Origin of the sequence: Nocardia sp. NPDC050630 (genome assembly GCF_044457245.1) — a bacterium.
GTDB lineage: Bacteria > Actinomycetota > Actinomycetes > Mycobacteriales > Mycobacteriaceae > Nocardia.
In genome coordinates this window covers 328,529-352,900 of the sequence record NZ_JBITGN010000006.1, presented here as the reverse complement: position 1 = coordinate 352,900, position 24,372 = coordinate 328,529, and the positions used below count along the sequence as shown (strand labels likewise).

24 protein-coding genes are annotated in these 24,372 nt (G+C 65.9%); 13 read left to right on the top strand and 11 right to left on the bottom strand.

From position 1 onward, the window contains the following. Positions 1-143: 143 nt before the first annotated feature. The 6 genes from carD (at position 144) to ACIBG0_RS18785 (ending at position 4,682) form a co-directional block, all read left to right on the top strand. Positions 144-632, top strand: a complete 489-nt coding sequence (carD, locus tag ACIBG0_RS18810; protein WP_011206964.1) for an RNA polymerase-binding transcription factor CarD — start codon at positions 144-146, stop codon at positions 630-632. A gap of 2 nt (positions 633-634) precedes the next feature. Next, positions 635-1,339, top strand: coding sequence for a 2-C-methyl-D-erythritol 4-phosphate cytidylyltransferase (gene ispD, locus ACIBG0_RS18805; protein WP_397033970.1), 705 nt, complete (start codon positions 635-637; stop codon positions 1,337-1,339). 2 nt (positions 1,340-1,341) lie between these two features. Then, a complete protein-coding gene (gene ispF, locus ACIBG0_RS18800; protein WP_062990256.1) occupies positions 1,342-1,809 on the top strand; it encodes a 2-C-methyl-D-erythritol 2,4-cyclodiphosphate synthase in 468 nt (155 codons plus the stop codon). Positions 1,810-1,873: 64 nt separating this feature from the next. Then, a complete protein-coding gene (gene cysS, locus ACIBG0_RS18795) occupies positions 1,874-3,301 on the top strand; it encodes a cysteine--tRNA ligase (protein WP_397033969.1) in 1,428 nt (475 codons plus the stop codon). Further along, positions 3,301-4,278, top strand: coding sequence for a 23S rRNA (guanosine(2251)-2'-O)-methyltransferase RlmB (rlmB, locus tag ACIBG0_RS18790; protein WP_397033968.1), 978 nt, complete (start codon positions 3,301-3,303; stop codon positions 4,276-4,278). The genes cysS and rlmB overlap by 1 nt, the downstream gene beginning before the upstream one ends. A gap of 125 nt (positions 4,279-4,403) precedes the next feature. Further along, entirely contained in the window at positions 4,404-4,682 is a 279-nt protein-coding gene (locus tag ACIBG0_RS18785; protein ID WP_397033967.1) for a DUF4190 domain-containing protein, read from the top strand. A gap of 9 nt (positions 4,683-4,691) precedes the next feature. Here the strand turns inward: ACIBG0_RS18785 and ACIBG0_RS18780 are convergent, their stop codons facing one another. The 7 genes from ACIBG0_RS18780 to kstR all read right to left on the bottom strand — a co-directional run bounded on the left by ACIBG0_RS18780 (position 4,692) and on the right by kstR (position 15,275). Beyond that, positions 4,692-5,501, bottom strand: coding sequence for an enoyl-CoA hydratase/isomerase family protein (locus ACIBG0_RS18780; RefSeq protein ID WP_397033966.1), 810 nt, complete (start codon positions 5,499-5,501; stop codon positions 4,692-4,694). 527 nt (positions 5,502-6,028) lie between these two features. After that, positions 6,029-7,201, bottom strand: coding sequence for an acyl-CoA dehydrogenase family protein (locus ACIBG0_RS18775; RefSeq protein ID WP_397033965.1), 1,173 nt, complete (start codon positions 7,199-7,201; stop codon positions 6,029-6,031). Positions 7,202-8,800: 1,599 nt separating this feature from the next. Further along, positions 8,801-9,670: a metal ABC transporter permease gene (locus ACIBG0_RS18770; protein WP_397033964.1), complete on the bottom strand. Its 870-nt coding sequence runs from the start codon at positions 9,668-9,670 to the stop codon at positions 8,801-8,803. Then, positions 9,667-10,575: a metal ABC transporter ATP-binding protein gene (locus ACIBG0_RS18765; RefSeq protein WP_397033963.1), complete on the bottom strand. Its 909-nt coding sequence runs from the start codon at positions 10,573-10,575 to the stop codon at positions 9,667-9,669. Before ACIBG0_RS18765 ends, ACIBG0_RS18770 begins: the two co-directional genes overlap by 4 nt. A 113-nt stretch (positions 10,576-10,688) precedes the next feature. After that, positions 10,689-11,570, bottom strand: coding sequence for a metal ABC transporter solute-binding protein, Zn/Mn family (locus ACIBG0_RS18760; RefSeq protein ID WP_397033962.1), 882 nt, complete (start codon positions 11,568-11,570; stop codon positions 10,689-10,691). Between the two features lie 184 nt (positions 11,571-11,754). Further along, the gene (gene otsB / locus ACIBG0_RS18755) at positions 11,755-14,325 is read right to left on the bottom strand and encodes a trehalose-phosphatase (protein WP_397033960.1); all 2,571 of its coding nucleotides are present in this window, start codon (positions 14,323-14,325) and stop codon (positions 11,755-11,757) included. A 284-nt stretch (positions 14,326-14,609) separates the two neighbouring features. Further along, a complete protein-coding gene (kstR, locus tag ACIBG0_RS18750; protein ID WP_364357558.1) occupies positions 14,610-15,275 on the bottom strand; it encodes a cholesterol catabolism transcriptional regulator KstR in 666 nt (221 codons plus the stop codon). A 165-nt stretch (positions 15,276-15,440) separates the two neighbouring features. Between kstR and ACIBG0_RS18745 the strand changes: the two genes are divergently transcribed. From ACIBG0_RS18745 to ACIBG0_RS18720, 6 genes are read left to right on the top strand one after another with little or no spacing between them, the layout of a single operon-like run. Next, positions 15,441-17,615, top strand: coding sequence for an acyl-CoA dehydrogenase family protein (locus tag ACIBG0_RS18745; protein ID WP_397034091.1), 2,175 nt, complete (start codon positions 15,441-15,443; stop codon positions 17,613-17,615). Between the two features lie 25 nt (positions 17,616-17,640). After that, entirely contained in the window at positions 17,641-18,705 is a 1,065-nt protein-coding gene (locus tag ACIBG0_RS18740) for an acyl-CoA dehydrogenase family protein (RefSeq protein ID WP_397033958.1), read from the top strand. Beyond that, on the top strand, positions 18,690-19,850 hold the full coding sequence (locus ACIBG0_RS18735) for an acyl-CoA dehydrogenase family protein (protein ID WP_397033956.1): 1,161 nt from the start codon (positions 18,690-18,692) through the stop codon (positions 19,848-19,850). The genes ACIBG0_RS18740 and ACIBG0_RS18735 overlap by 16 nt, the downstream gene beginning before the upstream one ends. 58 nt (positions 19,851-19,908) lie before the next feature. Next, a complete protein-coding gene (locus tag ACIBG0_RS18730; RefSeq protein WP_397034089.1) occupies positions 19,909-20,826 on the top strand; it encodes a bifunctional MaoC family dehydratase N-terminal/OB-fold nucleic acid binding domain-containing protein in 918 nt (305 codons plus the stop codon). Next, the gene (locus ACIBG0_RS18725) at positions 20,823-21,233 is read left to right on the top strand and encodes a MaoC family dehydratase (protein ID WP_397033954.1); all 411 of its coding nucleotides are present in this window, start codon (positions 20,823-20,825) and stop codon (positions 21,231-21,233) included. The genes ACIBG0_RS18730 and ACIBG0_RS18725 overlap by 4 nt, the downstream gene beginning before the upstream one ends. Continuing rightward, on the top strand, positions 21,233-22,420 hold the full coding sequence (locus ACIBG0_RS18720) for a lipid-transfer protein (protein ID WP_397033953.1): 1,188 nt from the start codon (positions 21,233-21,235) through the stop codon (positions 22,418-22,420). Before ACIBG0_RS18725 ends, ACIBG0_RS18720 begins: the two co-directional genes overlap by 1 nt. Positions 22,421-22,429: 9 nt before the next feature. On the opposite strand, the gene ACIBG0_RS18715 is transcribed toward ACIBG0_RS18720, so the two are convergent. From ACIBG0_RS18715 to ACIBG0_RS18705, 3 genes are all read right to left on the bottom strand, one after another. Further along, the gene (locus ACIBG0_RS18715) at positions 22,430-22,684 is read right to left on the bottom strand and encodes a hypothetical protein (protein ID WP_397033951.1); all 255 of its coding nucleotides are present in this window, start codon (positions 22,682-22,684) and stop codon (positions 22,430-22,432) included. Between the two features lie 74 nt (positions 22,685-22,758). Then, positions 22,759-22,881: a hypothetical protein gene (locus ACIBG0_RS18710; protein ID WP_397033949.1), complete on the bottom strand. Its 123-nt coding sequence runs from the start codon at positions 22,879-22,881 to the stop codon at positions 22,759-22,761. Continuing rightward, positions 22,878-23,090 carry a hypothetical protein gene (locus ACIBG0_RS18705; protein ID WP_364357537.1) on the bottom strand — a complete coding sequence of 71 codons (213 nt, stop codon included), beginning with the start codon at positions 23,088-23,090 and terminating at the stop codon, positions 22,878-22,880. Before ACIBG0_RS18705 ends, ACIBG0_RS18710 begins: the two co-directional genes overlap by 4 nt. Positions 23,091-23,148: 58 nt before the next feature. Here ACIBG0_RS18705 and ACIBG0_RS18700 point away from each other — a divergent pair, with 58 nt between their 5' ends. Continuing rightward, complete coding sequence (locus ACIBG0_RS18700; protein ID WP_397033947.1) at positions 23,149-23,589, top strand: NUDIX domain-containing protein; 441 nt, start codon at positions 23,149-23,151, stop codon at positions 23,587-23,589. Positions 23,590-23,763: 174 nt separating this feature from the next. On the opposite strand, the gene ACIBG0_RS18695 is transcribed toward ACIBG0_RS18700, so the two are convergent. Continuing rightward, positions 23,764-24,342, bottom strand: a complete 579-nt coding sequence (locus ACIBG0_RS18695; protein WP_397033945.1) for a TetR/AcrR family transcriptional regulator — start codon at positions 24,340-24,342, stop codon at positions 23,764-23,766. Positions 24,343-24,372: the final 30 nt, after the last annotated feature.

Here is a 24,372-nt window from a genome sequence, read left to right as displayed (position 1 = left end):
CCTGTTCTGGCACAACGCAATGCACACCGCGCCGGTTCTGTCAACCCCCACGGTTGGCTCGTTGTGGCCCTGACCTGCACAGTTGATCGCGCCGTTACCGAGTCGCATGTTAAACTGTGAACATCGAAAGGGGCACGGGACACATGATTTTTAAGGTCGGAGACACCGTCGTTTACCCCCACCACGGAGCGGCGCTGATCGAAGCTATCGAGACTCGCACCATCAAGGGTGAGCAAAAAGAGTATCTGGTCCTGAAGGTCGCCCAAGGTGACCTGACTGTTCGCGTTCCCGCAGAGAACGCCGAATATGTCGGCGTGCGCGACGTCGTCGGCCAGGAGGGTCTCGATCGAGTCTTCCAGGTGCTGCGTGCGCCGCACACCGAAGAACCGACTAACTGGTCTCGCCGCTACAAGGCCAACCTGGAGAAGCTCGCCTCCGGCGATGTGAACAAGGTGGCCGAGGTCGTTCGCGACCTCTGGCGTCGGGAGCAGGACCGCGGCCTGTCTGCGGGTGAGAAGCGGATGTTGGCCAAGGCCCGTCAGATTCTCGTCGGTGAGCTCGCGCTCGCCGAGGGGACCGATGACGGCAAGGCCGAGACGCTCCTCGATGAGGTTCTCGCCGCGGCTTCCTGACCGTGAACGTTTCCAACAGCGACGGATCCGTCGTTGCGTTGGTGCCTGCCGCCGGTCGTGGCGTGCGTCTGGGTGAATCGACTCCCAAGGCGTTCGTCACGGTCGGCGGCACACCTATGGTCCGGCTGGCCGTCGACGGCCTGATCGCCTCCGGCGCGGTCGACCGGATCATCGTGATGGTCCCCGCCGAACTCGTCGAGAGCGCCGTTGCCCTGCTGCCGCCCTCGGAGTCGGTGCGCGTGGTCATCGGCGGCGCCGAGCGCACCGATTCGGTGCGCTGCGGTATCGCCGCCGCCCCCGATGCCACCCATTTCCTCGTGCACGACGCCGCCCGCGCCTTGACTCCGCCTGAGCTGATCGCTCGAGTTGTAGCGGAACTGCGCGCCGGGGCCGAGGCCGTCGTGCCCGCATTGCCGGTGGTCGACACCATCAAATCCGTCGACGCGCGCGGCGAGGTCACCGGCACGCCCGACCGCGCCGGTTTGCGCGCCATTCAGACCCCACAGGGTTTCGCCGCCGACTTGCTGCGCGCTGCCTATGCCGATGAGCGGCGGCAGACCACCGACGACGCCGGTCTGGTCGAGCTGCTCGGCACCCGGGTGCGCACGATTCCGGGCGACCCCATGGCTTTCAAGATCACCACCCGGCTCGACCTGGTGCTGGCGAATGCCGTGCTGGAGTGCGCGCGGACGGCAGGTCTGGCATGAGTATGCGCGTCGGCATCGGAAGCGATGTCCACCCGATCGAGGCGGGCAGGCCATGCTGGATGGCGGGTCTGCTCTTCGACGGCGACGACGGTTGCGCCGGACATTCCGACGGCGATGTCGCCGCGCACGCACTGTGCGATGCGCTGCTTTCCGCCGCCGGACTCGGCGATGTCGGTGCGGTCTTCGGTACCGGTCGGCCGGAATGGGCAGGCGTTTCCGGCGCGGCCATGCTCAAAGAAGTGCGAAGGCTCCTCGATGAGGCGGACTTCGAAATCGTCAATGCGGCGGTCCAGGTGATCGGCAATCGGCCGAAGATCGGACCGCGTCGCGCCGAGGCCCAAGAGGTGCTCGGCGAGCTGCTCGGCGCCCCGGTCTCGGTGTCGGGCACCACAACCGACGGCCTCGGATTGACCGGCCGCGGCGAGGGCATTGCGGCAGTGGCTACCGCCCTGCTACAAGAGTGTCGCTGATCCAGCTTCCGCCGACCTGAGCCGCTCCATGAACGGCCTTATCTACCAGCTAGGATCGACTTCCGTGACTCTGCGCCTTTTTGACACCGACACGCGGACCATGCGCGATTTCGCGCCATTGGTCCCCGGCCGTGCCTCGGTGTACCTCTGTGGCGCCACTGTGCAGGGGGAACCACATATCGGCCATGTGCGCAGCGGAGTCGCATTCGACGTACTACGGCGCTGGCTGCTCGCCCACGACTACGACGTGTGGTTCATCCGCAATGTCACCGATATCGAGGACAAGATCCTGACCAAGGCCGCCGAGGCCGGTCGGCCCTGGTGGGAGTGGGCGTCCACCTACGAGCGCGCCTTCGACAAGGCCTATCAGACCCTCGGCGTACTGCCGCCTTCGGTGGAGCCGCGCGCGACCGGCCACATCACCCAGATGATCGATCTGATGCAGCGGCTGATCGAGCGCGGGCACGCCTATGCCTCCGCGGGCAACGTCTATTTCGATGTGGTCAGTTATCCGGAATACGGCAGCCTGTCCGGGCACAAACTCGATGACGTGCACCAAGGCGAAAGCGCGGGCGAGGGCAAGCGCGATCCGCGCGACTTCACGCTGTGGAAGGCCGCCAAACCGGGCGAGCCGACCTGGCCGTCGCCGTGGGGTCCCGGTCGACCCGGCTGGCATCTGGAATGCTCCGCCATGGCCGAGTTCTACCTCGGCTCCGAATTCGATATCCATTGCGGCGGAATGGATCTGGTTTTTCCGCACCACGAGAACGAGATCGCCCAGTCCAAGGCGGCCGGTGCCGGTTTCGCGCAGTACTGGCTGCACAACGGCTGGGTGACCATGGGCGGCGAGAAGATGTCCAAGTCGCTGGGCAATGTGCTCTCGGTGCCGAATGTGCTGAAGAAGGTGCGGGCCGTTGAACTTCGGTTCTATCTTGGCAGCGCGCACTACCGATCGATGCTGGAGTACTCGGATAAGGCCCTCTACGATGCAGCGGCCTCGTATCAGCGGATCGAGGCCTTCGTGCATCGGGTGGCCGAGCGGGCCGGGGAGATCGCGGTCGGCAAATGGACCGATGCGTTCGCCGAGGCGCTCGACGACGATCTGGCGATTCCGCGGGCCCTGGCCGAGGTGCACCGGGTTGTGCACGAGGGCAATAAGGCGCTGGAGTCGGGTGCGATCGATGAGGCGGTCGAGTTGGCCGGGCAGGTCCGTGCCATGCTGAATATTCTCGGCGTTTGCCCGTTCGACCCGCAGTGGTACACCCCACAGGACAATTCCGTCGCGCTGGATGCACTCGACGTCCTGGTGCGCGCCGAACTCGACCGTCGCCAGCAGGCGCGCGTCGCGAAGGACTGGGCCAGTGCCGATGCGGCGCGGGACCGGTTGCAGGCCGCCGGAATAGAAGTGACCGATACTCCGCAGGGTCCGGAATGGTCGCTGGGCGCGGCACAGCATTCGCCGGGCGCGGTACAGCGTGGAAAGGCGAACTGATGGCAGGTAATTCGCAGCGTCGCGGCGCTATTCGTAAGGGTGGCAGCAAGAAGGGCGCGGTCGTCGGCTCGGGTGGGCAGCGTCGGCGCGGTTTGGAGCCGCGCGGTGCGACCCCGCCCGCTGAGGCGCGCACCAAACATCCCGCCGCCAAGCGTGCCGTCGCCAAGGCGAAGGCAGCGGCGCAAGGTAGGTCGGGTCCGCGCGGTGGCGCGCGTCCGGCCGGACGCAAGAGTGACGACGGTCCCGAGATGGTGCTCGGCCGTAACCCGGTCGTCGAATGTCTGCGTGCCGGTGTGCCCGCGACCGCGCTGTATGTCGCGGTGGGCACGGAAAACGACGATCGGCTCACCGAAAGTGTGAAGATCGCCGCGGATGCGAGTATTTCGATCCTCGAGGTGCCGCGTACCGATCTGGATCGGTTGAGCGCCAACGGACTGCATCAGGGTGTGGCGCTGCAGGTGCCGCCGTATCGGTATGCCCATCCGGATGATCTGGTTGCGCGGGTACAGGATTCGGCCGAACCCGCCTTGCTGGTCGCGCTGGACAATATTTCTGATCCGCGAAATCTCGGTGCGGTGATCCGTTCGGTGGCCGCCTTCGGTGGTCAGGGTGTGCTGATACCGCAGCGGCGCAGCGCCAGCGTCACCGCGGTGGCCTGGCGGACCAGTGCCGGTGCCGCGGCCCGGCTTCCGGTCGCCCGCGCGACGAATCTCACTCGCACACTGAAGGATTGGGCGTCGCGGGGATTTCAGATCGTCGGTCTGGACGCGGGCGCTGATACCACCATCGATGATTTCGACGGCCGCATTCCGACCGTGATCGTGGTCGGTTCGGAGGGGAAGGGCCTGTCCCGGCTGGTTCGCGAGACCTGTGATTCGATCCTCGGCATTCCGATGGCGGGTCCGGTGGAATCGTTGAACGCGTCCGTCGCGGCGGGCGTCGTACTGTCCGAGATCGCGCGCCAGCGTCGAGTCTGAGGACCGCGGCTGGGGCACCGGCAGGCCTGTTCGAATCGCAACGGGCGGATCGGGAATCAGCCAGCGGGCAAATCGGCCACCGGGGTTGAACCGCAAATCGACTCCGGCCCCGTAGAATTCGACTCGTGGTCATCCCGAATCAGGCTCCCCAGGAGACAGTCGAGCATCCGCATGCGACGGCAGTGCTGGCGCTCGGTGCGGCGAGTCTGTTGTGCTGCGGTGCGCTGGGACCGGTGGCCTGGGCGCTCGGCAGACGTGCGCTCGACCAGATCGAGGAATCCCACGGTGGTTACAGCGGCCGCGCACAGGTGCTGGTCGGCTATATCCTCGGCGTAATCGGCACGATCCTGATGGTCTGCATGGCGATCGTATTCCTGCTCATCCTGATCGGCGGTCGCGCGTAGCCAAGCGAGTCAATCCAGGCTGGGGCGTTGCTTATCGCCGCTGCTGTCCCAGGTGGGCCATTCCTCGCTGATGCTGCCGGTCCAATTGGGCTGGCGGCGCTCCCGGAAGGCCGCCATCGCCTCACCGCCGTCGATGCTCTTGCCGACGTGCTCGTTCAGATCGGTCTCCAGTTGTCCGACCATGGCCGGGCTCATGCCGAGGCTCTCCCATAGCAGCCGCTTCGACAGTGCCACCGGCAGCGGCGCCGCCCCGCTCGCGATGTCATGGGCGATGGCCAGTGCCGTCGGCAGCACCTCGCCCCCGGGCATACAGCCATTGGCCAGGCCCATGGCCTTGGCCTCGTCGCCGTCGAAGGTGCGACCGGTCAGCATGATGTCGGCGGCATTGGCCATCCCGACCAGGCGCGGCAGCGTCCAGTGCGCGTAACCGTCTGCGACTACACCGCGACGCACCTGATTGAGTCCGTAGACCGCGTCCCGGGCCATGTACCGCAGATCGCATTGCAGGGCCAGGGCGAGGCCGATACCGACCGCATGTCCGTTCACCGCCGCGATCACCGGTTTGCGCACCCGCCACGGTGCAGGGTCGATGGTCGCGCTGACCTCGCCGACCCGGTTGGACAGATCCGCACCCGCGCAGAACGCGGGCGCCGTGCCGGTAATTATGACCGCGCGAATCGCATCCTCTACATCGCAACGCTGTAGTGCCGCACTCAATTCGGCGGCCATGGCCGGGGTGACGGCATTCTGCTGTGCGGGTCTGTTGAGGGTGAGGACGGCGATGCCCGCGGAGACATCGACGAGCAGTTCCGAACTCATGCCACTGGATGGTAGTCGTGTTGTCGGCCGCGCGGGCGCGGCGTGTTCGCGGGCTCTGTTTAATGGCCGCGGCTTCGCCGCGGCGTGTTCGCGGCCCCCTGGTGTCTCGCGTCCGAGCCGTCGAGACTCGCGACTTCGTCGCATGCGCTTCGACGGCTCGGACGTGAGATGGGCCGCGAACGGGTCGCTCGTGAGGCTCGCTCCGTGGTAGTTGGTGGTGGCGGGGTGTTCGGCACGTGGTGCACGGATGCGGGAAGGGCGAGTTCCGCGCCTGCGTCGCTTGTGCTTCGACGGCTCGGACGTGAGACGCGCCACGAACTCCTCGCTCGAAGACTCGCTCCATTGGTCGGTAGCGGCGGGACGTTCAGCACCTGATGCACGCGCGCATCAAGGGCGAGCCCCGCGTCTGCTGCGCATGCGCTGACTCCTCGAATGCGAGACAGGCCACCTACTCCTCGCTCGTAAGACCTGCTTCGTTGTGGTGAGGTATAGCCGTCTATGCGGGTTCGATTGACATGCTGGCCATCTCACCTGCGCAAGACGTGGCGGCCGATGGCGTACTTGTGCACCTCGGTCGGGCCGTCGTAGAGGCGGAAGGCGCGCATATCGCGGAAGATCATTTCGACGACGGTCTCATCGCTGATGCCGATGCCGCCGAGCACCTGTACGCAGCGGTCGGCGACCTTGAACAGTTCCTCGGAGACGTACGCCTTGGCGATCGAGCTCTCATGCCTGGCCTTCTCGCCTTGGTCCATCAGCCAGCAGGCGTGCCAGATGGTGAGGCGGCACTGGTGCAGGGCGATCTCGTTATCGGCCAGCATGAACGAAACGCCCTCGTGGTCGCCGATCGGTTTGCCGAAGGCGGTGCGGGTCCTGGCGTATTCGACCGCGATGGACTGTGCGCGTTCGGCCGCGCCGAGCCAGCGCATGCAGTGGGTGAGCCGGGCCGGAGCCAGTCGCAGCTGGGCGTAGCGCAGCGCCTGACCGGTCTCGCCGAGCAGCGCCGCTTTGGGCAGCACCAGGTTCTCGAAGCGCACCACGCCGTGACCGCCGACATAGTTGCGGTCCATGGTGTTCATGGTGCGTTCGATAATGATGCCGGACTGGTCGCCCTCGGTCAGGAACAGCGTCGGGCCGTCGGGCACATGCGGGTTCGGTGCGACGCGCGCCATAATGATCCAGGTCTGCGCGCCGTCCGCGCCCGTAATGAGCCATTTGCGGCCGTTGATGGTGAAGTTCTCGCCGTCGAAGACGGCCTCGGTGGCCAGCTGATTCGGATCCGAACCGGCGCCGTCCGGTTCGGTCATGGCGAAGACGGTGCGGCGGTGTCCGGCGACCGCGGGGGCGAGGTGGCGCTCGATCTGCTCCGGATTGGCGATCTTGGAGAGCAGGAACATATTGCCCTCATCGGGTGCGGCGCAGTTCATGGCGACCGGGCCGAGGGTGGACCAGCCCGCCGCCTCGTAGATCACGGCCTGCTCGATGTGGGTGAGGCCGCGCCCGCCGAGGGCTTCCGGGGCCTGCACGGTGAGCAGTTTTTCCGCGCGGGCGAGCTCGACGAGTTCCTGGCGCAGTTCGTCGCTTGGTCCGTGTGCGGTGAGTCGCGGATCGCGCTCGAAGGGGACGATCTTGTCGATGACGAACTGACGGACCCGGTCGCGTTCGGCGGCGAGTTCGGCGGGAATCGTGAAGTCGATCATTGGTCACCATTCGTTCGATGGGGCGCGTGGGTCGAGCATACGAAACCAGAGGTTCGCGACTGAAGGCGACTGCCATCAAACGCTTTCCATGACTGCTAGGCCTTGCTTACCTGCACTGATACTGGATATCAGCACGGCCGGTGGAGTGTGCGTGGGGCGTGCCTGGGGTGGGGTGTGTGCGTGCGCTGTGGTGTGTGGGCTGGGTGGCATTTGCGGTGCGCTGATGGTGTTGGCCGTGCGCTGGGGGTGTTTGGGAGCGGGTGGTGTGTGCGGTGCGCTGGGGGTGTTGGCCGTGCGCTGGGGGTGTTCGGGAGTGGGTGGTGTTTGCCGTGCGCTGGTGGTGTTTAGGAGGGGGTGGTGTGCGCGGGCTGGGGTAGGCGCGCGCTGGGTCTGTGCGCAGGCTGGGTTGTATGCGCGGGCTAGTGGGTATGTGCGTGTGCTGGTGGTGTTGGCGGGATTGGGGGTGTGCGCGTGGGCTGGGTATGTGGGTGCGCTGGTGGGGTGTGTGGGTGCTGGCGGTGTCTCCGTGGGCTGGTGATGTCTTCGTGGGCCGGTGGTGTTTCCGTGGCTGATGGTGTGTGTGCGGGTTGTGGTGCGCGCTGGGGTCTGTGCGTGGGCGGGTTGTATGCGCGGGCTCGTGGTGTGTGCGTGCGCTGTGGTCTGTGGGCTGGGCGGTATTTGCGGTGCGCTGGTGGTATTTGCGGTGATCCGCCGCTACCCAGGTCAGGTGCTCGCCCTCGCGCGGGGCTTGTGCGCTGCCTCTCCGAACCGGCCTGTCGGGCTGTGCACAGACTTGTAGCCTGGTCCGCCGTTATCCAGGCCAGGTGCTCGCCTTTCGCGTGGCATGGTGCGTTGCCGTCCGTGCGGCCCTTCAGGGGCCGTGCAGAGACTTGTAGCCGGCTCCGCCGCTCTCAGGCCAGGTGCTCGCCCGCTCGCCCGGCTTGTGCGTTGCCGTCCGCACCGCCCTCTCACAGGCCGCCGCGCACAGATTGGTGCGCCGCGCACGAAATCGCTAGCGATTCACTGCGTGGCGTGCGATTTCGTGCGCGGCACCATGGGGTGCGGGTGCGCTGCTCGGGCGCTCGTGGGGTGGTCGTGTGGGGAGATCGGCGCGCCGAATGACGCGCCAGCGTTTCACTGGCGGCGTGCAGATTTGTGCGCCGGCACCTTGGGCGTGGGTGTGGTGCTGGGTGGCAGTGTGCGGGGATCGGCGTGCCGCACATGACGCGCCCAGCGCGGCGCGCGATTCGTGCGCGGCGCCTTTGGGGCGCGGGTGTGGTGCTGGCGGCGCTGCTGGGGTGGCCGTGTGGGGGATGGGCGTGCCGCAGATGACGTGCTTAGTGATCATTGCGCGGTGTGTGATTTCGGGTGCGGCACCTTTGGGGCGCGGGTGTGGTGCTGGGGTGGCCGTGTGAGGGATCGGTGTGCCGTAGATGACGTGCTTAGTGGTCATTGCGTGGTGTGTGATTTCGTGTGCGGCGCCTTTGGGGCGTGGCTGTGGTGCTGGGGGACGCTGCTGGGGTGGCCGAGTGTATGAATCGGCATGTCTTACATGGCGTTCAGTAGATCTCGGTGTGGAGCGCAACCGCCTGTGTGGGGTCAGTGAGTGCGTGCGGCCTGACGGCGGCGCGGGCCGATGAGGCGGCAGATGAGGTAGATGAGGAAGGAGATGGTGGTGACGAAGGTGGAGACCGGGACGCCGGGGGCGAGGGACAATACGATGCCGCCCAGCGCCGCCGTTTCCGCGAACAGGACCGCGAGGATCGTGGCTCGCACCGGATTCGCGGTCAGCTGGGCCGCCGCGGCCGCGGGGGTGATGAGCAGGGCGAGTACCAGCAGCGCACCCACGATCTGCACACCGAAGGCAGCGGTAATGCCGAGCATGACCGCGAACACCACCGAAAGCGCTCGCACCGGAACTCCGCGTGCGAGGGCGACTTCGGGGTCCGAACTCGCGAAAAGCAGCGGCCGGTATACCACCGCAAGGACGGCGAGGACCAAAACGGTGCAGGTCAACAGCAACGCCAGCCCGTTGTAGCCGACGCTGACCACCTGACCGGTCAGCAGCGAGAACTTCGACCCGGCGCGTTCGGGACCGAGCCATAGGAACAGCACCGAGAGTCCGAGTCCGAACGACAGCACCACCGCGATCACCGAATCGCGTTCCCTGGCTTTGGTTCCGAGCAGACCGAACAGCACCGCCGCCACCACCGAGCCGACGATCGCACCCAGCCCGACCCCGATTCCGGCGAGCAGCGCGGCGGCCGCACCGGTCAGCGAGAGCTCGCTGGTGCCGTGCACCGCGAACGACATCTGCCTGCTGATGATCAGTGGTCCGATCACACCGGCCAGCAGCCCGAGCAGCGCGGCCGCGAACACCGCCTGCTGGACGAAGGAGTAGGACAGTAGGTCAGCGGTGGTGCTGAAGTCGAACATCTTCGAGACGACATCGGCGAGCTTGTCGATCACGAACGAACCCCGCTCGTTTGCGGCAGTGCATCGGAAAGTGTTGCGCCGTCGCAATGTTGGGCCCCGGCCGCACCGAGGGCGTCCATGGTGTCGCCGGTGCCGACCACGACGAGCCGCCCGCGCACCCGAAGCACATCGACCTCGGTCTGGTACAGCTCCGAGAGCACCGCGGAGGTCATTACCTCATCGGGCGTGCCGATCCGGAACTTCCCGTCGACCAGGTACAGCACCCGATCTACCAGCGGCAGAATGGGATTGATCTCGTGTGTCACGAAAAGTACTGCCGTATCATGGGTTCGCCTGCGTCGATCGATAAGCTCCGAAACCAATCGCTGGTTCGCCAGGTCCAGGCTCAATAGCGGTTCATCGCACAGCAGTACCTTGGGATCGCCGACCAACGCCTGCGCCACCCGTAGCCGCTGTTGTTCGCCGCCGGACATGGACTCCAGTGGCGCATAGGCGAATTTCTCCGCGCCCACATCGGCGATGGCGGCGCGGACCTTGCGTTTGCGCTCGGCCCGACGACGCAGTCCGATGCCCCAGCGGTGCCCGTCGACGCCGAGTCCGACCAGATCGACCCCGCGCAGCTGCACTCCCGCATCGATCGTCTTCTGTTGCGGCACATAGCCGATATCGGGATTGCCCGCACGTGCGGGCAATCCCCCGATATGCGCGGTGCCGGAGCTCAGCGCGAGCTGACCGAGCAGCACCTTCAGCAGCGAGGTCTTGCCCGACCCGTTCGGCCCGAGAACGGCGACGAATTCACCGGCCGCGATCTCGAGATCCAGCCCTTGCCAGAGCCTGCGTTCGCCGAATGACAGGCTGGCGGAATCGAGTTCTACCGCGGCCGAGCGGGTATCGGACCGCCGCTGCACGGTGTCTTCGGTGGTCAGCGCAACTCCCATGGGCCCACCCGGCACCGGGTCACCACCCCTCATCGAATCGCCGCGCGATGCTCGCCCACCCGTCACCCGACCGCCACCCCTCACGGAATCGCTACGCGATGCTGTCATTTCGATCAGGCCAGCGCCGCGGCCAGGGCCTGGGCGTTCTTGGTCTGCCACTGAATGTAATCGACACCGTCGGGCAGCGTTTCGGTTACCTCGACAATGGGCAGCCCGTTCGACTGCGCGAGCGCCCGCAAATCCTTGGTGATCTTGTCCTCGGTCTGGATGTTGTAGATGAGGGCGCGGACCTTCTTACCGGTCAGCAGATCCTGGGTGGCGGCGACGGCGGCTGGAGCCGGATCGGTCTCTTGCTCGATCGCTTCCTGGAATTCGTGCGGCGTCAGATCCTGGGTTCCGGCGGCGACCAGTAGGTAGTGCGCGAGGGGCTCGGTCTGCAGGACAGGGGTCTTGGGGTGCTCACCGGCGATCTTGGTGGCGATGGCGGTGATCGCGGTCAGCTGGCTCTTGAATGCGGCGGCGCGGTCGGTGTAGGCGGCGGCGTGGGCGGAGTCGATTGCGCCGAGGGTGCTCGCGATCCGGTCGGCGACCGTGCTCACCGTGGCGATGTCGTAGAAGACGTGCTCGTTCTCGTCGCTCTTATCGGTGCGGGATTCGAAGGCGTCGACGGTGTGCTTGTCCTTGCCCTGGATGGCCTTCTCGACGAACTCGTCGTAGCCGCCGCCGTTGAAGACGATCAGATCGGCATCGCTGATCTCGGCCGATTCCACCGCCGAGGTCTCGTGCGAATGCGGATCGGCGGCGGGATCGGTGATCAGTGAGGTCACCGAGGCATCGGGGCCGGCGATGGTTGCCGCGATATTGCCCCACACATTGGTGGAGGCTACGATGCTCGGCTTATCCGAAGCCTTCGAACTACCGCATGCGGTGAGCGCCAGTGTGGTGGCTATCCCCACGGCGATACCGGCGAATTTGATGGCAATCCGTGTGTTCACGCGCGGGGTACTCCTGGTAATGCGGCAGATCTGAGCTGGCTCTAGATCATAATGGAAATCGTTACCATTTGAACTGTAGCAGGATGCCCTGCTGAAGCACGAGTCGATGTTCGCCGCATCACTATGCGCCGGATATGGGCGGGCCCCGCGAACCGATTGGTTCGCGGGGCCCGGAGTGGTCGACTCAGACGAACGCCTCCACCGGCTTACCCAACAGCTGTGCACAGCGCAGCAGGCCGAGGTGGCTGTATGCCTGTGGATGGTTGCCGAGTGAGCGCTCGGCGACCGGGTCGTACTCCTCACTGAGCAGGCCCGTCGGTCCGGCGACGTCGACCAGCTGCGCGAACAGCGCCTCGGCGTCCGAGCGCTTACCGATCAGCAGATACGCCTCGACCAACCAGGCCGCGCACAAGTGGAAGCCGCCCTCGCCGCCGGGCAGGCCGTCGTCGTGGTGGTACCGGTACACCGTGGAACCGCTGCGCAGTTCCGCCTCGGTGGCGACGACCGTGGCCGCGAAACGCGGATCCGACGGCTCGATCAGTCCGCTCAGGCCGATGTGCAGGGTCGCCGCGTCCAGATCGGTGCCGTCGTAGGCGGCGGTGTAGGACTGGACGTCATCGTTCCAGCCCTTGGTCTTCACCTCGTCGGCGATGGTCTCGCGCAACGTGATCCAGAGCGGATCGATTTGACGCTGGAACCGCTGCGCGAGGGTGATCGCCCGGTCCACGGTCAGCCAGCCCATCACCTTGGAGTACACGTGGTGGCGCGGGTTGCCGCGGATCTCCCAGATGCCATGGTCGGGTTCCTGCCAGCGCCGCTGCACCGCGGAGACCATGGCGTGCACCAGTTCCCAGTCGGCGTCCGGCAGCGCCTTGGCCGGATCCGTCAGCCCCTTCGCCTCGCGGCCATGTGCCAGCGATGCGATGAGGTCGACGATCGGACCGAAAACATCCAGCTGCACTTGCATATTCGCGGCGTTACCGACGCGCACCGGACGCGAACCCGCATAGCCGGGCAGCTGATCGATCGATGCCTCGGGCGGCAGGGTTTCGCCGTAGAGCGTGTACAGCGGGTGCAGGCGCTCCGGCCCGGGCAGCGTCTCCAGGACCCGGTGTACCCAGCCGAGGAATTCCTCGGCCTCGGTCAGCGAGCCCAGTGAAACCAGTGCCTGTGCGGTGAGCGAGGCATCACGCAGCCAGCAGTAGCGGTAGTCCCAGTTGCGTACGCCGCCGATATCTTCCGGCAGCGAGGTGGTGGCGGCGGCCAGGATGGAACCCGACGGCGCGTGCACCAGTCCGCGCAGCGTGAGCGCCGAACGCTTCATCAGATCCGGCTTGAGCGGCGGCAGTTGCAGTTTGGCCGCCCACTTGGACCAGTAGTCCTCGGCATCCCGGCGCCGCTCCGGCTCGCTGACCATGGCGGGCGCGAGATCCTGAGTGCCGCAGCGCATTTCCAGCACGATCGGGCCACGGGACGGATCAACGACCGCGCGCGCGGAGCTGTGCATGCCGTCGGACTGGATCTGCCAGTGCACACCGGGCGAGCGCAGCACCATCGGATCATTGGTGCCGACCACGCGCAGACCGTTCGATTCGATTTCGATGCTGACCGGCACCTGGCCGAATTCCGGTCGGGGCGCGAAGGTGACGACCGCCTTGGCATCGCCGGTGATCACTCGGGTCAGGTCGGTGCGGGTGGGTGCCACATCGTGCGGCAGGTAGTCCACCACTTGCAGTTTGGCCCAGCGGGTTTCGACGGTCATGGTGCCGTCGACGTAGCGCTGCGACAGCGGCAACCCGGGGCGTTCCGGTTCGATGGTGAAGTGTCCGGCCTGTGGTCCGCCGAGCAGATGGGCGAAGACCGCGGCCGAATCCGGCTCCGGATGGCAGAACCAGGTGACCGTCGCGTCGGGTGTGAGCAGCGCCACCGAGCGCGGACTGGCCAGCATGCTCAGCCGCTCGATGCGCGGCGCGCTCGCACCGGCCAACCAGGTGCGCCGCTCCTCGAGCAGGTAGGCCAGCGCCCAGGACACCGCCTCGGTGCTGTCCACCCGATATTTGGCCAGGCTCTCGCCCTCGCCGACCTTGATGCCGACATCCGGACCGGACAGCATGCGGAAGGCCTTCTCATCGGTGACATCGTCGCCGAAGAACACCGCCGCCGACGCGCCCTCCTGATGCCGGACGGTATCGAGCGCGACGCCCTTATCCGTCTGGATCACCGCGAGCTCGATAACCGATTTACCCTCTGTCACCTGCACGCCGACCCAACAGGCCGCCCCCTGGCGCACCGCCTTCAGTGCGCGCAGCCCGATTTCCGGACTCGCGTTGCGCACATGCAGCGCGACGCTGGCCGGTTTGATCTCGACGCTGGCGCCGGGATTTTCCGCGGCGATCTGCGTCAGACTGGTCTGTACTTCGACCAGTAGTTGTTTGGCGTCATTGTCGATGGCGTGGACGAAACCCACATCGAATTCCGAACCATGACTACCGATAAGTTGCACCTCGACCGGAAGTCGCGACAATGCCGCGAGATCTCGCAGTGCACGGCCGGAGATCACGGCGGCGGTCGTTCCGGTGAGACCGGCAAGCGCTCGTAGCGCGCTTACCGATTCCCGATGGGGAAAGGCTTTGGCCGGGTCGGACACGATGGGTGCGATTGTCCCGTCGTAGTCCGATGCGACCAAAAGCCGTGGCACGCGCGCGACCGTCGACAGTGCACGGCGAAGTTCCAGTGGCAGATCCTGTGCGCTCACGCATCCAACCTAGTGATCGGAGGAGTTTTTTCAGGGGCACGCGTGACAATACTGTGTTCTATTTGCCGCACCGAAGCGTGCCGCGTCGCGTGCGCATGATTACGCACACGTCAAGCCGCCCCTTACTGGATCTGCCCAGCTGACGCGTTTTTACACAACTACCAGCGTGTGCAGGCTCACGTCGGCGGATCGGATTGATACTGCGCGAGAGCCACGGTGGATTTGCCGAGCATGAGCTGATCGGTGCTTGCTACCGACCTTTTCGAGCGGCCAGCAAGCGATCGCTAGCGGTTGGCGCCGTTGTCGCCGAGTAGCAGATCCACGGTGAGTTCCAGTCGCTCGGTCACATCGGTGGCAGAGGCGCGTCTGGTCAGCCAGGCGACCAGATTCGACAACCAGACATCGCTTATCACCCGCGCGATCGCCAACTGGCGTTCGGTGGGCTCGCCATCGTTCATGGCCCTGGCGAATACCCGGTCCATCACCTTGCCGACGCGATCGACCTCCGCGGCCGCCGAGGCATCGGCGAACATGAACGCCCGCGTCATCGCCTCGGTGAGCAATGGGTCGCGCTGCATCATCCGAGTGATCTGGGTCAGCAGCAGATGCATGCGTTCGTTCGGCGTCTGACCGGCAAGTGGTTTGCGTTTGCCCTCGATCTGCTCGAATTCCCGCGACAGCGCGGAAACGAGCAGATGCACCTTGGACGGGAAATACCGGTAGAGCGTGCCGACCGCGACATCGGCGCGTTCGGCCACCGCGCGCATCTGCACCGCGTCGTAGCCGCCCTTGGAAGCCAGTGCGAGCGTCGCGTCCAGAATTCGCTTACGCCGTTCCCGCTGCGCGGCCGAGCTGAGCTCGTCCTCGCTCAGCGTCGTGACCGTCGCGGTAGCCGATGCTCGCCCCGCCGCATTCGAATCGGCTGGCTGCGATCGGGAGGGACTGGCCATTGATGAGAGTCCTTTCCTGCATTCCGGCAACGGGCATCGGTCGTCTCTTGACTTCCGCCCAGCTAGGATATTAGAACATGTTCTAGGTGTGGGAGTCACGCCGGAAAGGCGGTACGGACTGTGACCATCGCCACCACTGACGAGCATAAAGCCGTTCAGGAGTCGATGCGCGGATGGGCCGGATCGGTACGTCCGATTGCAACAATGCGGGACGAACCGACGGACTTCTGGCGCGCGTATTGGCCGGGGTTGGCGGACTTCGGAATTTTCCGGGTCGCCATTGCCGAAGCGGCCGGTGGCCACGGTGGATCGGTCGCCGACCTCGCGGTTTTGGTCGAGCAGGCGGCGCACGATCTGGTCGGTGGGCCGGTGCTGTCCACCGCATTGGCGAACCTGGTCACCGCGGGCGCGCTCGCCGAGGATATGCCGTGCGGGGTCGCGCTCGACTTCGTTGTCGGGGACGTGGTGAGCTTACCGTCCGCATCCGAGGAGTTGTCGCTCACGGGTGTCTGGGAATCGGTGCTCGGCGCCGCGCCGGGCACTTCGGTGCTGTTGCCGGTGCGGACTCCGGATGGGTTGCGCTGGTGCGTGATCGGGCCCGATGCCGACGGCCTGCGCATCGAGGCGCTTGCCCCTGCTGACCCGAGTACGCCACTGGCGCGCGTGCACTGCGCCGAGGTACGAGTGCCCGCCGACCGGGTGTTCGAGTCGCCGCATGCGGTGGAAGATCTTCTCGCGGTCTTGGTTTCGGCCGAACTCGCCGGTGTGGCTGGCTGGTGCCTGGAGACCGCCGTCGAATACGCCAAGGTGCGTGAGCAATTCGGTCGTAAGATCGGCTCTTTCCAAGCGCTCAAACACATTTGCGCGTGGATGCTGTGCCGGGCGGAGCTGATCCGCTCCGTCGCGGCCGATGCCGCGGCCGCCGTCGACGAGGGCGGTGCGGAACTGCCCATCGCGGCCGCCATCGCCGCGGCGATATCGCTGGATGCCGCGGTCGAGACCGCCAAGGACTGCATCCAGGTGCTCGGCGGCATCGGTTTCACCTGGGAGCACGACGCGCACTTCTATCTGCGCCGGGCCACCGCGCTGCGGCAGCTGCTCGGTGGATCGGCGCGCTGGCGGGCCAGGGTTACCGAGCTGACTCGGGCCGGGCAGCGTCGGACCACCGGCGCGGATCGGGTGTTCGCCTCTGCGGCGCAAGCGACGGACCCGGAGGGCGCAGCGGCGCGGAACCACGGCTGGGATCGCGGATCGGAAACAGCCGGTGTCGAACTCGACGACAGCAATGCGAACGAGCTGGCCGCGCAGGTGGCCGCGATCGCCGCGCTGCCGGTCGATCGGCAGCGCGATGCGCTGGTCGACGCCGGGCTAGCCATGCCGCACTGGCCCGCACCGTACGGGCGTGGCGCCAATCCCATGACGGGTCTGGTGATTTCGGAGGAACTGCGGCGCGCGGGCCTGGAATCGCCGGATCTGGCGATCGGCGGCTGGGCCATTCCGACCCTGCTGCAACACGGCACGCAGGAGCAGGTCGACCGCTTCGCCTGGCCGACGCTGCGCGGCGAGGTGATCTGGTGTCAGCTGTTCAGTGAGCCGGAGGCCGGGTCGGATCTGGCGGCGCTGCGCACCACCGCCAAGAAGGTCGACGGCGGTTGGGTGCTTCGCGGACAGAAGGTGTGGACCTCGTTGGGTGATCGGGCGAACTGGGCGATCTGCCTGGCACGCACCGATCCGGACGCACCGAAGCATCGCGGTATCAGCTATTTCCTCGTCGATATGCGCAGTACCGGACTCGAGGTGCGTCCGCTGGTGCAGATCACCGGGGAGGCGCGCTTCAGCGAGGTCTTCCTCGACGATGTGTTCGTGCCCGACGACTGTCTGGTCGGCGCGCTGAACAACGGCTGGAAGATCGCCCGGTCCACCCTGTCGACCGAACGAGTCGCCATGGGCGGCAATGGGATCGGGCCGGTGCTCGAGGAGCTCATTGCCAAGCTGCCCGCCACCGGGCCCGGTGCGGAGCTATTGAACGATCGACTCGGCGGCTTCGTCGCCGATGCGATCGCTGGATTATTGCTGGAACAGCGTGCCGCGGTTCGAATGCTGGCGGGCGGTGATCCGGGAGCGCAGAGCAGTGTGCGCAAACTCGTCGGTGTCCGCCACCGCCAGGCAGTGGCCGAATTCGCGGTGGAGACGGCAGGCCCAACCGGTGCGCAGGACTCAGAGGTGGTAAAAGGGTTCCTGCTCACGCGCTGTCTGTCGATCGCTGGTGGAACCGAGCAGATTCTGTTGACCGTGGCCGGTGAGCGAATCCTCGGACTGCCGCGCGACGCCGACAGCTAGTCGACCGAACAACTGGGAGTAAAGCGTGGACTTCACCCGGGACGAGGGCCAGGATGCCGTGGCCGAGGTCGTCGTGAGTTTGCTGGAGCGTGAACCGGCACGCGATATCGAGCTGTGGCCGAGTCTGATCGAGACCGGACTGCTCTCGCTCGCGCTGCCGGAACGGTTCGGCGGTGACGGCATGGGCTTGCCGGAGGTCTCGGTCCTTTTGACCGAACTGGCCACCGAAGCGGTGGCGGTACCCGCACTGCCGACCCTCGGCTTCGGCCTATTGCCGCTGCTTGCCGCATTGCCGGACAGTGTCGCCGAGCGGGTCTATCCGGAGCTGGCCAAGGGCGCGGTACTCACCGCCGCACTGAGCGAGCGTGCGAACCCGTTCGTGGTTAAGCCGGAGACCACCGCGGTTTCCGAGGGCGACACCGTGCGCATCACCGGTCACAAGGTGGCGGTGCCGTATGCGGAGCAGGCGCGTTGGCTTTTGATTCCAACGAATTCCGGTATCGCACTGGTGAATTCGGATTCGGCCGGGCTCACCCTGACGCCGTCACCCGCCTCCGGTGGGATTCCGGAATGTTCGGTGCGACTGGACCAGGTCGAGATTCCGGCCGAGCAGCTGCTGCCCGGCGGCATCGCTGAATTGCACCGCCTGGCGATCGCCTCGATCGGCGCGACCGCGGACGGACTGCTCAAAGGTGCGCTGGTGCTGACGGCCGAGCACCTGCGGACCCGACGTCAGTTCAATCGGCCGTTAGCCGAATTCCAGGCGGTCGCCCAGCAGATCGCCGATGTGTACGTCGTGTCGCGGACCCTGCACACCGCCGCGGTTTCGGCGAACTGGGCACTGGCACAGCCGGATTCGACACCGCTGCATCAGGAGCGCATCGATGACGACCTGGATGTGCTCGCCTACACCGTGGCCTCGGAACTGCCCGCCGCCATGCAGAAATGCCATCACCTGCACGGTGGCCTCGGGGTCGATGTGACCCACCCGATGCACCGCTACTACTCACAGGCCAAGGACATCGCCCGCTGGCTCGGCGGCGAATCATTGCGACTCGATCGATTGGGGGCCAGATGTTCATCGACCTGACCGCGGAGCAGCGCAAGCTGCGCGATGAATTGCGCACGTACTTCGCCGATCTCGTGACTCCCGAAGAGGAGGCCGAGATGGCGATCAACCGGCACGGTGATGCCTACCGCGCGGTGGTGCGACGGATGGGTGCGGACGGTTGGCTCGGTGTCGGGTGGCCGAAGGAGTTCGGCGGCCAGGGCTTCGGGCCGATGGAACAGCAGATCTTCTTCAATGAGGCGGTGCGCGCGGATGTGCCGCTGCCGCTGGTCACTTTGTTGACAGTCGGACCGACGCTGCAGAGCTTCGGCACCGACGAGCAGAAGGCCAAGTTCCTGCCCGGAATCCTTTCCGGCGATATCCATTTCGCGATCGGATACTCCGAACCGGAGGCGGGCACCGACCTCGCCGCGCTGCGCACGAGTGCGGTACGCGACGAATCCGGGGACTGGATCGTCAACGGGCAGAAGATCTTCACCACCGGTGCGCATGAGGCCGATTACATCTGGCTGGCCTGCCGGACCGGCTCGGTCGAATCGCGGCACCGTGGCATCACGATCCTGATCGTGGACACCACCGATCCCGGCTACTCCTGGACTCCGATCATCACCTGCGACGGTGCGCACCACACCAACGCCACCTATTTCGACAATGTCCGGGTGCCCGCCAACATGCTGGTGGGCGAGGAGAACAAGGGCTGGCGGCTGATCACCACCCAGCTCAACCACGAGCGGGTGAGCCTCGGCCCATCCGGCAAGATCGAACAGCTCTACGACCGGGTACGCGAATGGGCGCAATCGCGCGGTGTGCTCGCCGAGGCCGATGTGCGCCGCTCACTCGGCCGCATCCACGCCATGGCTCGGCTCAACGAACTGTTGAACTGGCAGGTCGCCGCGACCGTCAACGGTGACCAGGCCACCGTGATCGCCGATGCATCGGCCACCAAGGTGTATTCCACCGAATCGCTGCAGGAGGCGGGCCGACTGGCCGAGGAGGTCGTCGGGCACTACGGCGATCCGGCCGATCCGGACACCGCCGAACTGCTGACCTGGCTGGACCGCAGAACCAAACAGAATCTGGTGGTGACCTTCGGCGGCGGCGTCAATGAGGTGATGCGCGAACTGGTCGCCTCCTCCGGGCTGAAACTGCCTCGGGTACCTCGATGAATCCGCGCGCCTTCGCGCGGTACGCCACGACGACAAGGAGCCGCGCGTGCCGGAAACCATGACTCCGGAAGCGATTACCGAAGCCGCCGAGAAGATCATCGCGGCCGGTGATTGCGCGCCACGCCTCGGGCGTGACCCGGTGAACCAACCGATGATCAACAACTGGGTGGAGGCGCTCGGGGACCGCAATCCGATCTACGTCGACGAGGACGCCGCGCGTGCCGCCGGACATCCAGGCACCGTGGCCCCACCGGCCATGGCGCAGGTGTGGACCATGTTCGGGCTCAATGGTTCACGTCCGTCCGATGATCCGATGGCGCAGGTCACCGAGCTGCTCGACAGCGCGGGCTACACCTCCGTCGTCGCCACCGACTGCCAGCAGACCTATCACCGGTATGTGAACGTCGGCGAGCAGATCTCGGTGACCAGCAGGCTGTCCGAGATCCGCGGGCCGAAGAAGACCGCGCTGGGTGAGGGATGGTTCGTCACCTTCCAGACCAGCTGGCACGTCGGTGACGAGATCGTCGCGGAAATGCTGTTCCGGCTGCTGAAGTTCGCGCCGGGCACATCGAAAGCCCCTGCGGGCGAACGGGTCAAACCGCTGGTCTCTTGGGATACCGAATTCTTCTGGGAGGGGACCAAGCTCGGCGAGTTGCGGATCCAGCGGCTACCGGACGGCACGCTGCGGCATCCGCCGATTCCGGCGCTGTGGCAGGACAAGTCGGAGCAGACCGACTATGTCGTCGCTTCCGGGCGCGGTGAAGTGTTCAGTTATGTCGTGCATCACGCGCCGAAAGTGCCCGGGCGGCAACTGCCTTTCGTGGTCGCGCTGGTCGAATTGGCGGAGGGGGTGCGGATGCTCGGTGAGCTGCGCGGCGTCGATCCGGCCGAGGTGAAGATCGGTCTTCCGGTGCAGGTGGAGTTCGAGAAGCTCGACGACGATGCCGTGCTGCCGGTCTGGCGGGTGGTCGCATGACCTACATCGAACCGACCACCGTGCAGGTCGGCACCGTGCTGCCCGAGCTGGTCATCACCGCGGATCCGACCTTCGTGATCAGTACAGCCTTGGCCACCAGGGACTTTCAGGATGTACACCACGATAGGGACAAGGCGGTTGCCCGCGGTTCCAAGGACATCTTCGTCAATATCCTCACCGATACCGGGCTGGTACAGCGCTTCGTCACCGACTGGGCCGGACCGCGCGCCATCGTCAAGTCGGTCGCGCTGCGCCTGGGTGTGCCGCTGTATGCCGGTGACACCCTGACGCTTTCCGGCACCGTCTCCGCGATCCATGGCGATGACATCCATATCGATGTCGTCGGTCGCGACAGCCTCGGTGACCACATCACGGCGAAAGCCGTTATCGCACTGCGGAGGCCATGATGACCGCTGACAGCAACACCGGGATTTCCGGCCGGGCCGCCATCGTCGGCATCGGCGCCACCGACTTCTCCAAGGACTCCGGCCGCAGCGAATTGCGGTTGGCCGCAGAGGCGGTCACCGCCGCGCTCGCCGACGCTGGTCTCACGCCGGCCGATGTGGACGGCCTGACAACCTTCACCATGGATACCAACACTCAGGCGGCGGTGGCACGCGCGGTCGGTATTCCGCAGCTGAAGTTCTTCAGCCACATCGGATATGGCGGTGGTGCGGCCTGCGCCACCATTCAGCAGGCGGCCATGGCGGTCGCCACCGGCGTCGCCGATGTAGTTGTCGCTTACCGCGCCTTCAACGAGCGTTCGGTATCGCGTTTCGGCCAGTTCTCCACCGCGTTGGCCACCGCGCCGACTTCATCGGGCATCGATGCGGGCTGGTCCTATCCACAGGGGTTGGGGACACCGGCCGCGCAGGTGGCCATGGTCGCGCGCCGGTATATGCATGTGTACGGCGCGACGAGCGCGGACTTCGGCCGCGTCGCCGTGGCGGACCGCAAACATGCCGCGGTGAATCCGGCCGCCTTCTTCTACGGCAAGCCCATCACACTGGAAGACCACCAGAATTCGCGTTGGATCGCCGAACCGCTGCATCTGCTCGACTGCTGCCAGGAATCCGACGGCGGTGTCGCGATCGTGGTCACCAGTGTCGAGCGTGCTCGGGATCTGCCGCAGCGTCCGGCCGTAATCGCCGCCGCCGCACAGGGTTCCGGTGTGGACCAGTATGTCATGACCAGCTACTACCGCGATGCCCTCACCGGCCTGCCGGAGATGGGACTGGTCGGCGATCAACTCTGGGAACAGAGCGGTCTGCGTCCGGAGGATATGCAGGCCGCCATCCTCTACGACCACTTCACCCCGTTCGTCCTCATGCAGTTGGAGGAACTCGGTTTCTGCGGGCGCGGCGAGGCAAAGGATTTCATTGCCGACGGCGCGATCGAAGTCGGCGGCCGCTTACCGCTCAATACCCACGGCGGGCAGCTCGGCGAGGCCTATATCCACGGTATGAACGGGATCGCCGAGGCGGTCCGGCAGATCCGCGGCACCTCCGTCAACCCTGTGGACAACTTGGAGAACATCCTGGTTACCGCGGGCACTGGCGTCCCGACCTCGGGGTTGGTGCTCAGCGCGAACTGACTTCGCCCGTCACGCTGGGGCCGGATGGTCGGCGTCGTAAGGCAAGAGAGTGAAGTGGTCCGAGCCCCAGAGTGGACGAAGCTGGCGGAAGTGACGCTGGTCCAATGTCACAATCGAGGTTGTGCGGTAACGGTCTGCCAGCACGACATTGGACGCGTCTGCGATTCCGATGTAGTCCTTGGGGCCATCGAACTTGCGGGTAATAGCCAGCGCCACGGCATGGTCTTCGGCAGTCCACTCGGCCAGCTCATACGCGCCTGTCACGACATCCTGACCAAAGGCACGCGCGGCGTCTGCCCCCAGTCGGGACGACAGCATGTAGTTGGCTTCGGCGATGATCAGGGGGAGACGATAAGCAGATCGTCCGTCTCCTCGAGGGTGCGCGCGATGACCGGCTGCGCCGGATATGCCTCGTCGAAGGCGGCGAGGATGGCACTGGTGTCGACGATGAATGCGGTCACTCGCCGAAGCCTCGAGCCAACTGCTCATCGATTTCCTCGGCGTTGAGCGGTCGGTCGCTGCGGTATCCACCGGTCGTTGGGCGTGGTTTCGCCGCACTCTCATCGATCAGTCGGTCGATTTGCTGGGCTAACGTCAATCCGTGTGCTGCCGCCAGGCGGTGCAGCCGGTCACGCGTTGCCTTCGGCACCTTGATGGTTGTAGCAGTCATACCGCAGAGTATGCCGATTGCCTGGCTAGGCGCATGAGGCCGCTGAGAGGGGAATCATGTGACTAATCGACACCTGGTCGATGTCCACATTCTGCTGATTCGTGATGGTGAAGTGTTGCTCAGCAGGCGGCGCAGTGCCGACGAATTCGATGGGCTGTGGCATCTACCCGCCGGGAAGTTGGAGTTCGGCGAATCAGCCACCGTCGCTGCCGCGCGTGAGGCGGGGGAGGAGATCGGGGTCGTCATCGATCCGGCGGATCTGCGGCTGGTGCATACCGCGCACGTGACCAGCTCCGGGCGCGAAGCCCGGCTCGGGCTGTTCTTTCATGCGCAGCGCTGGACGGGTGAGCCGGAGAATCGCGAGCCGGATAAGAGCTATGGGCTGCAATGGTTTTCGCTCGATGCGCTGCCGGAGGAGTCGCTGATCCGCTATTCCGCTACCGGAATCCGTGGGCTCACGATGGGTACGCCCTACAGCGAGTTGGGCTGGGCGAAGTAGCTCCGCGCTGCGGGATGAGGTGGCCCGACAGGACGGGGTTCACGATGGGGTACGACCTACAGCGAGTTGGGCTAGGCGAAGGAGCCCCGCGCTGCGGGATGAGATGGCCCGACAGGACGGGGTTCACGATGGGCACGACCTACCGCGGGCGGAGTTGGGTGTCGTAACCAGGGCCTATGGGGTGAGCTGGCGGGACAGCACGGCGGCGAGCTGGTCGATGCTGTCCTGGTTGTCTGCCGGAATATGTGCCCGCGCGCCCGCGAATCTGTCGAAGACCGCGCCTTCGACCACCGCGATGAAGTCGGCGGCGGCCGCATCGGGATCGGAAAATCCCAAGGCTCGGCAGAGCTCTCGTGCCCGCTCGGTCGAGAACAGGCTGTGTGCCAGCCGTCGGTGCAGCTCCGGGTCGCCGATCAGATCGATGATCAGCGCATGCCGGACGATCAGGTGATTGCGACGTTCGACGAGTAGCCGGTCGAGCCAGTTGGCTATGGCCTTCGCGACCGCCTCCCGCTCGATGGATGCCGACGGGGCGAGTTCGGCGACGGTGAAGTCGTCGCGGGATCGGGTGGTGATCCGGTCCGTGATGGCCTCGATGAGCGCGCGTTTGGTGCGGAAGTAATAGGAGGCCGACCCGCCGGGCAGTCCGAGGGCGGTATCGAGGGCGCGGTGAGTGAGCGCTCGAATGCCTTGGGTGGCAATCACATCTATGGCGGCGTCGACGAGTGCCGCGCGTCGGTCGGTTGTGGACATGATCACCTGCTCTGGCCGCCGCATCTGCTG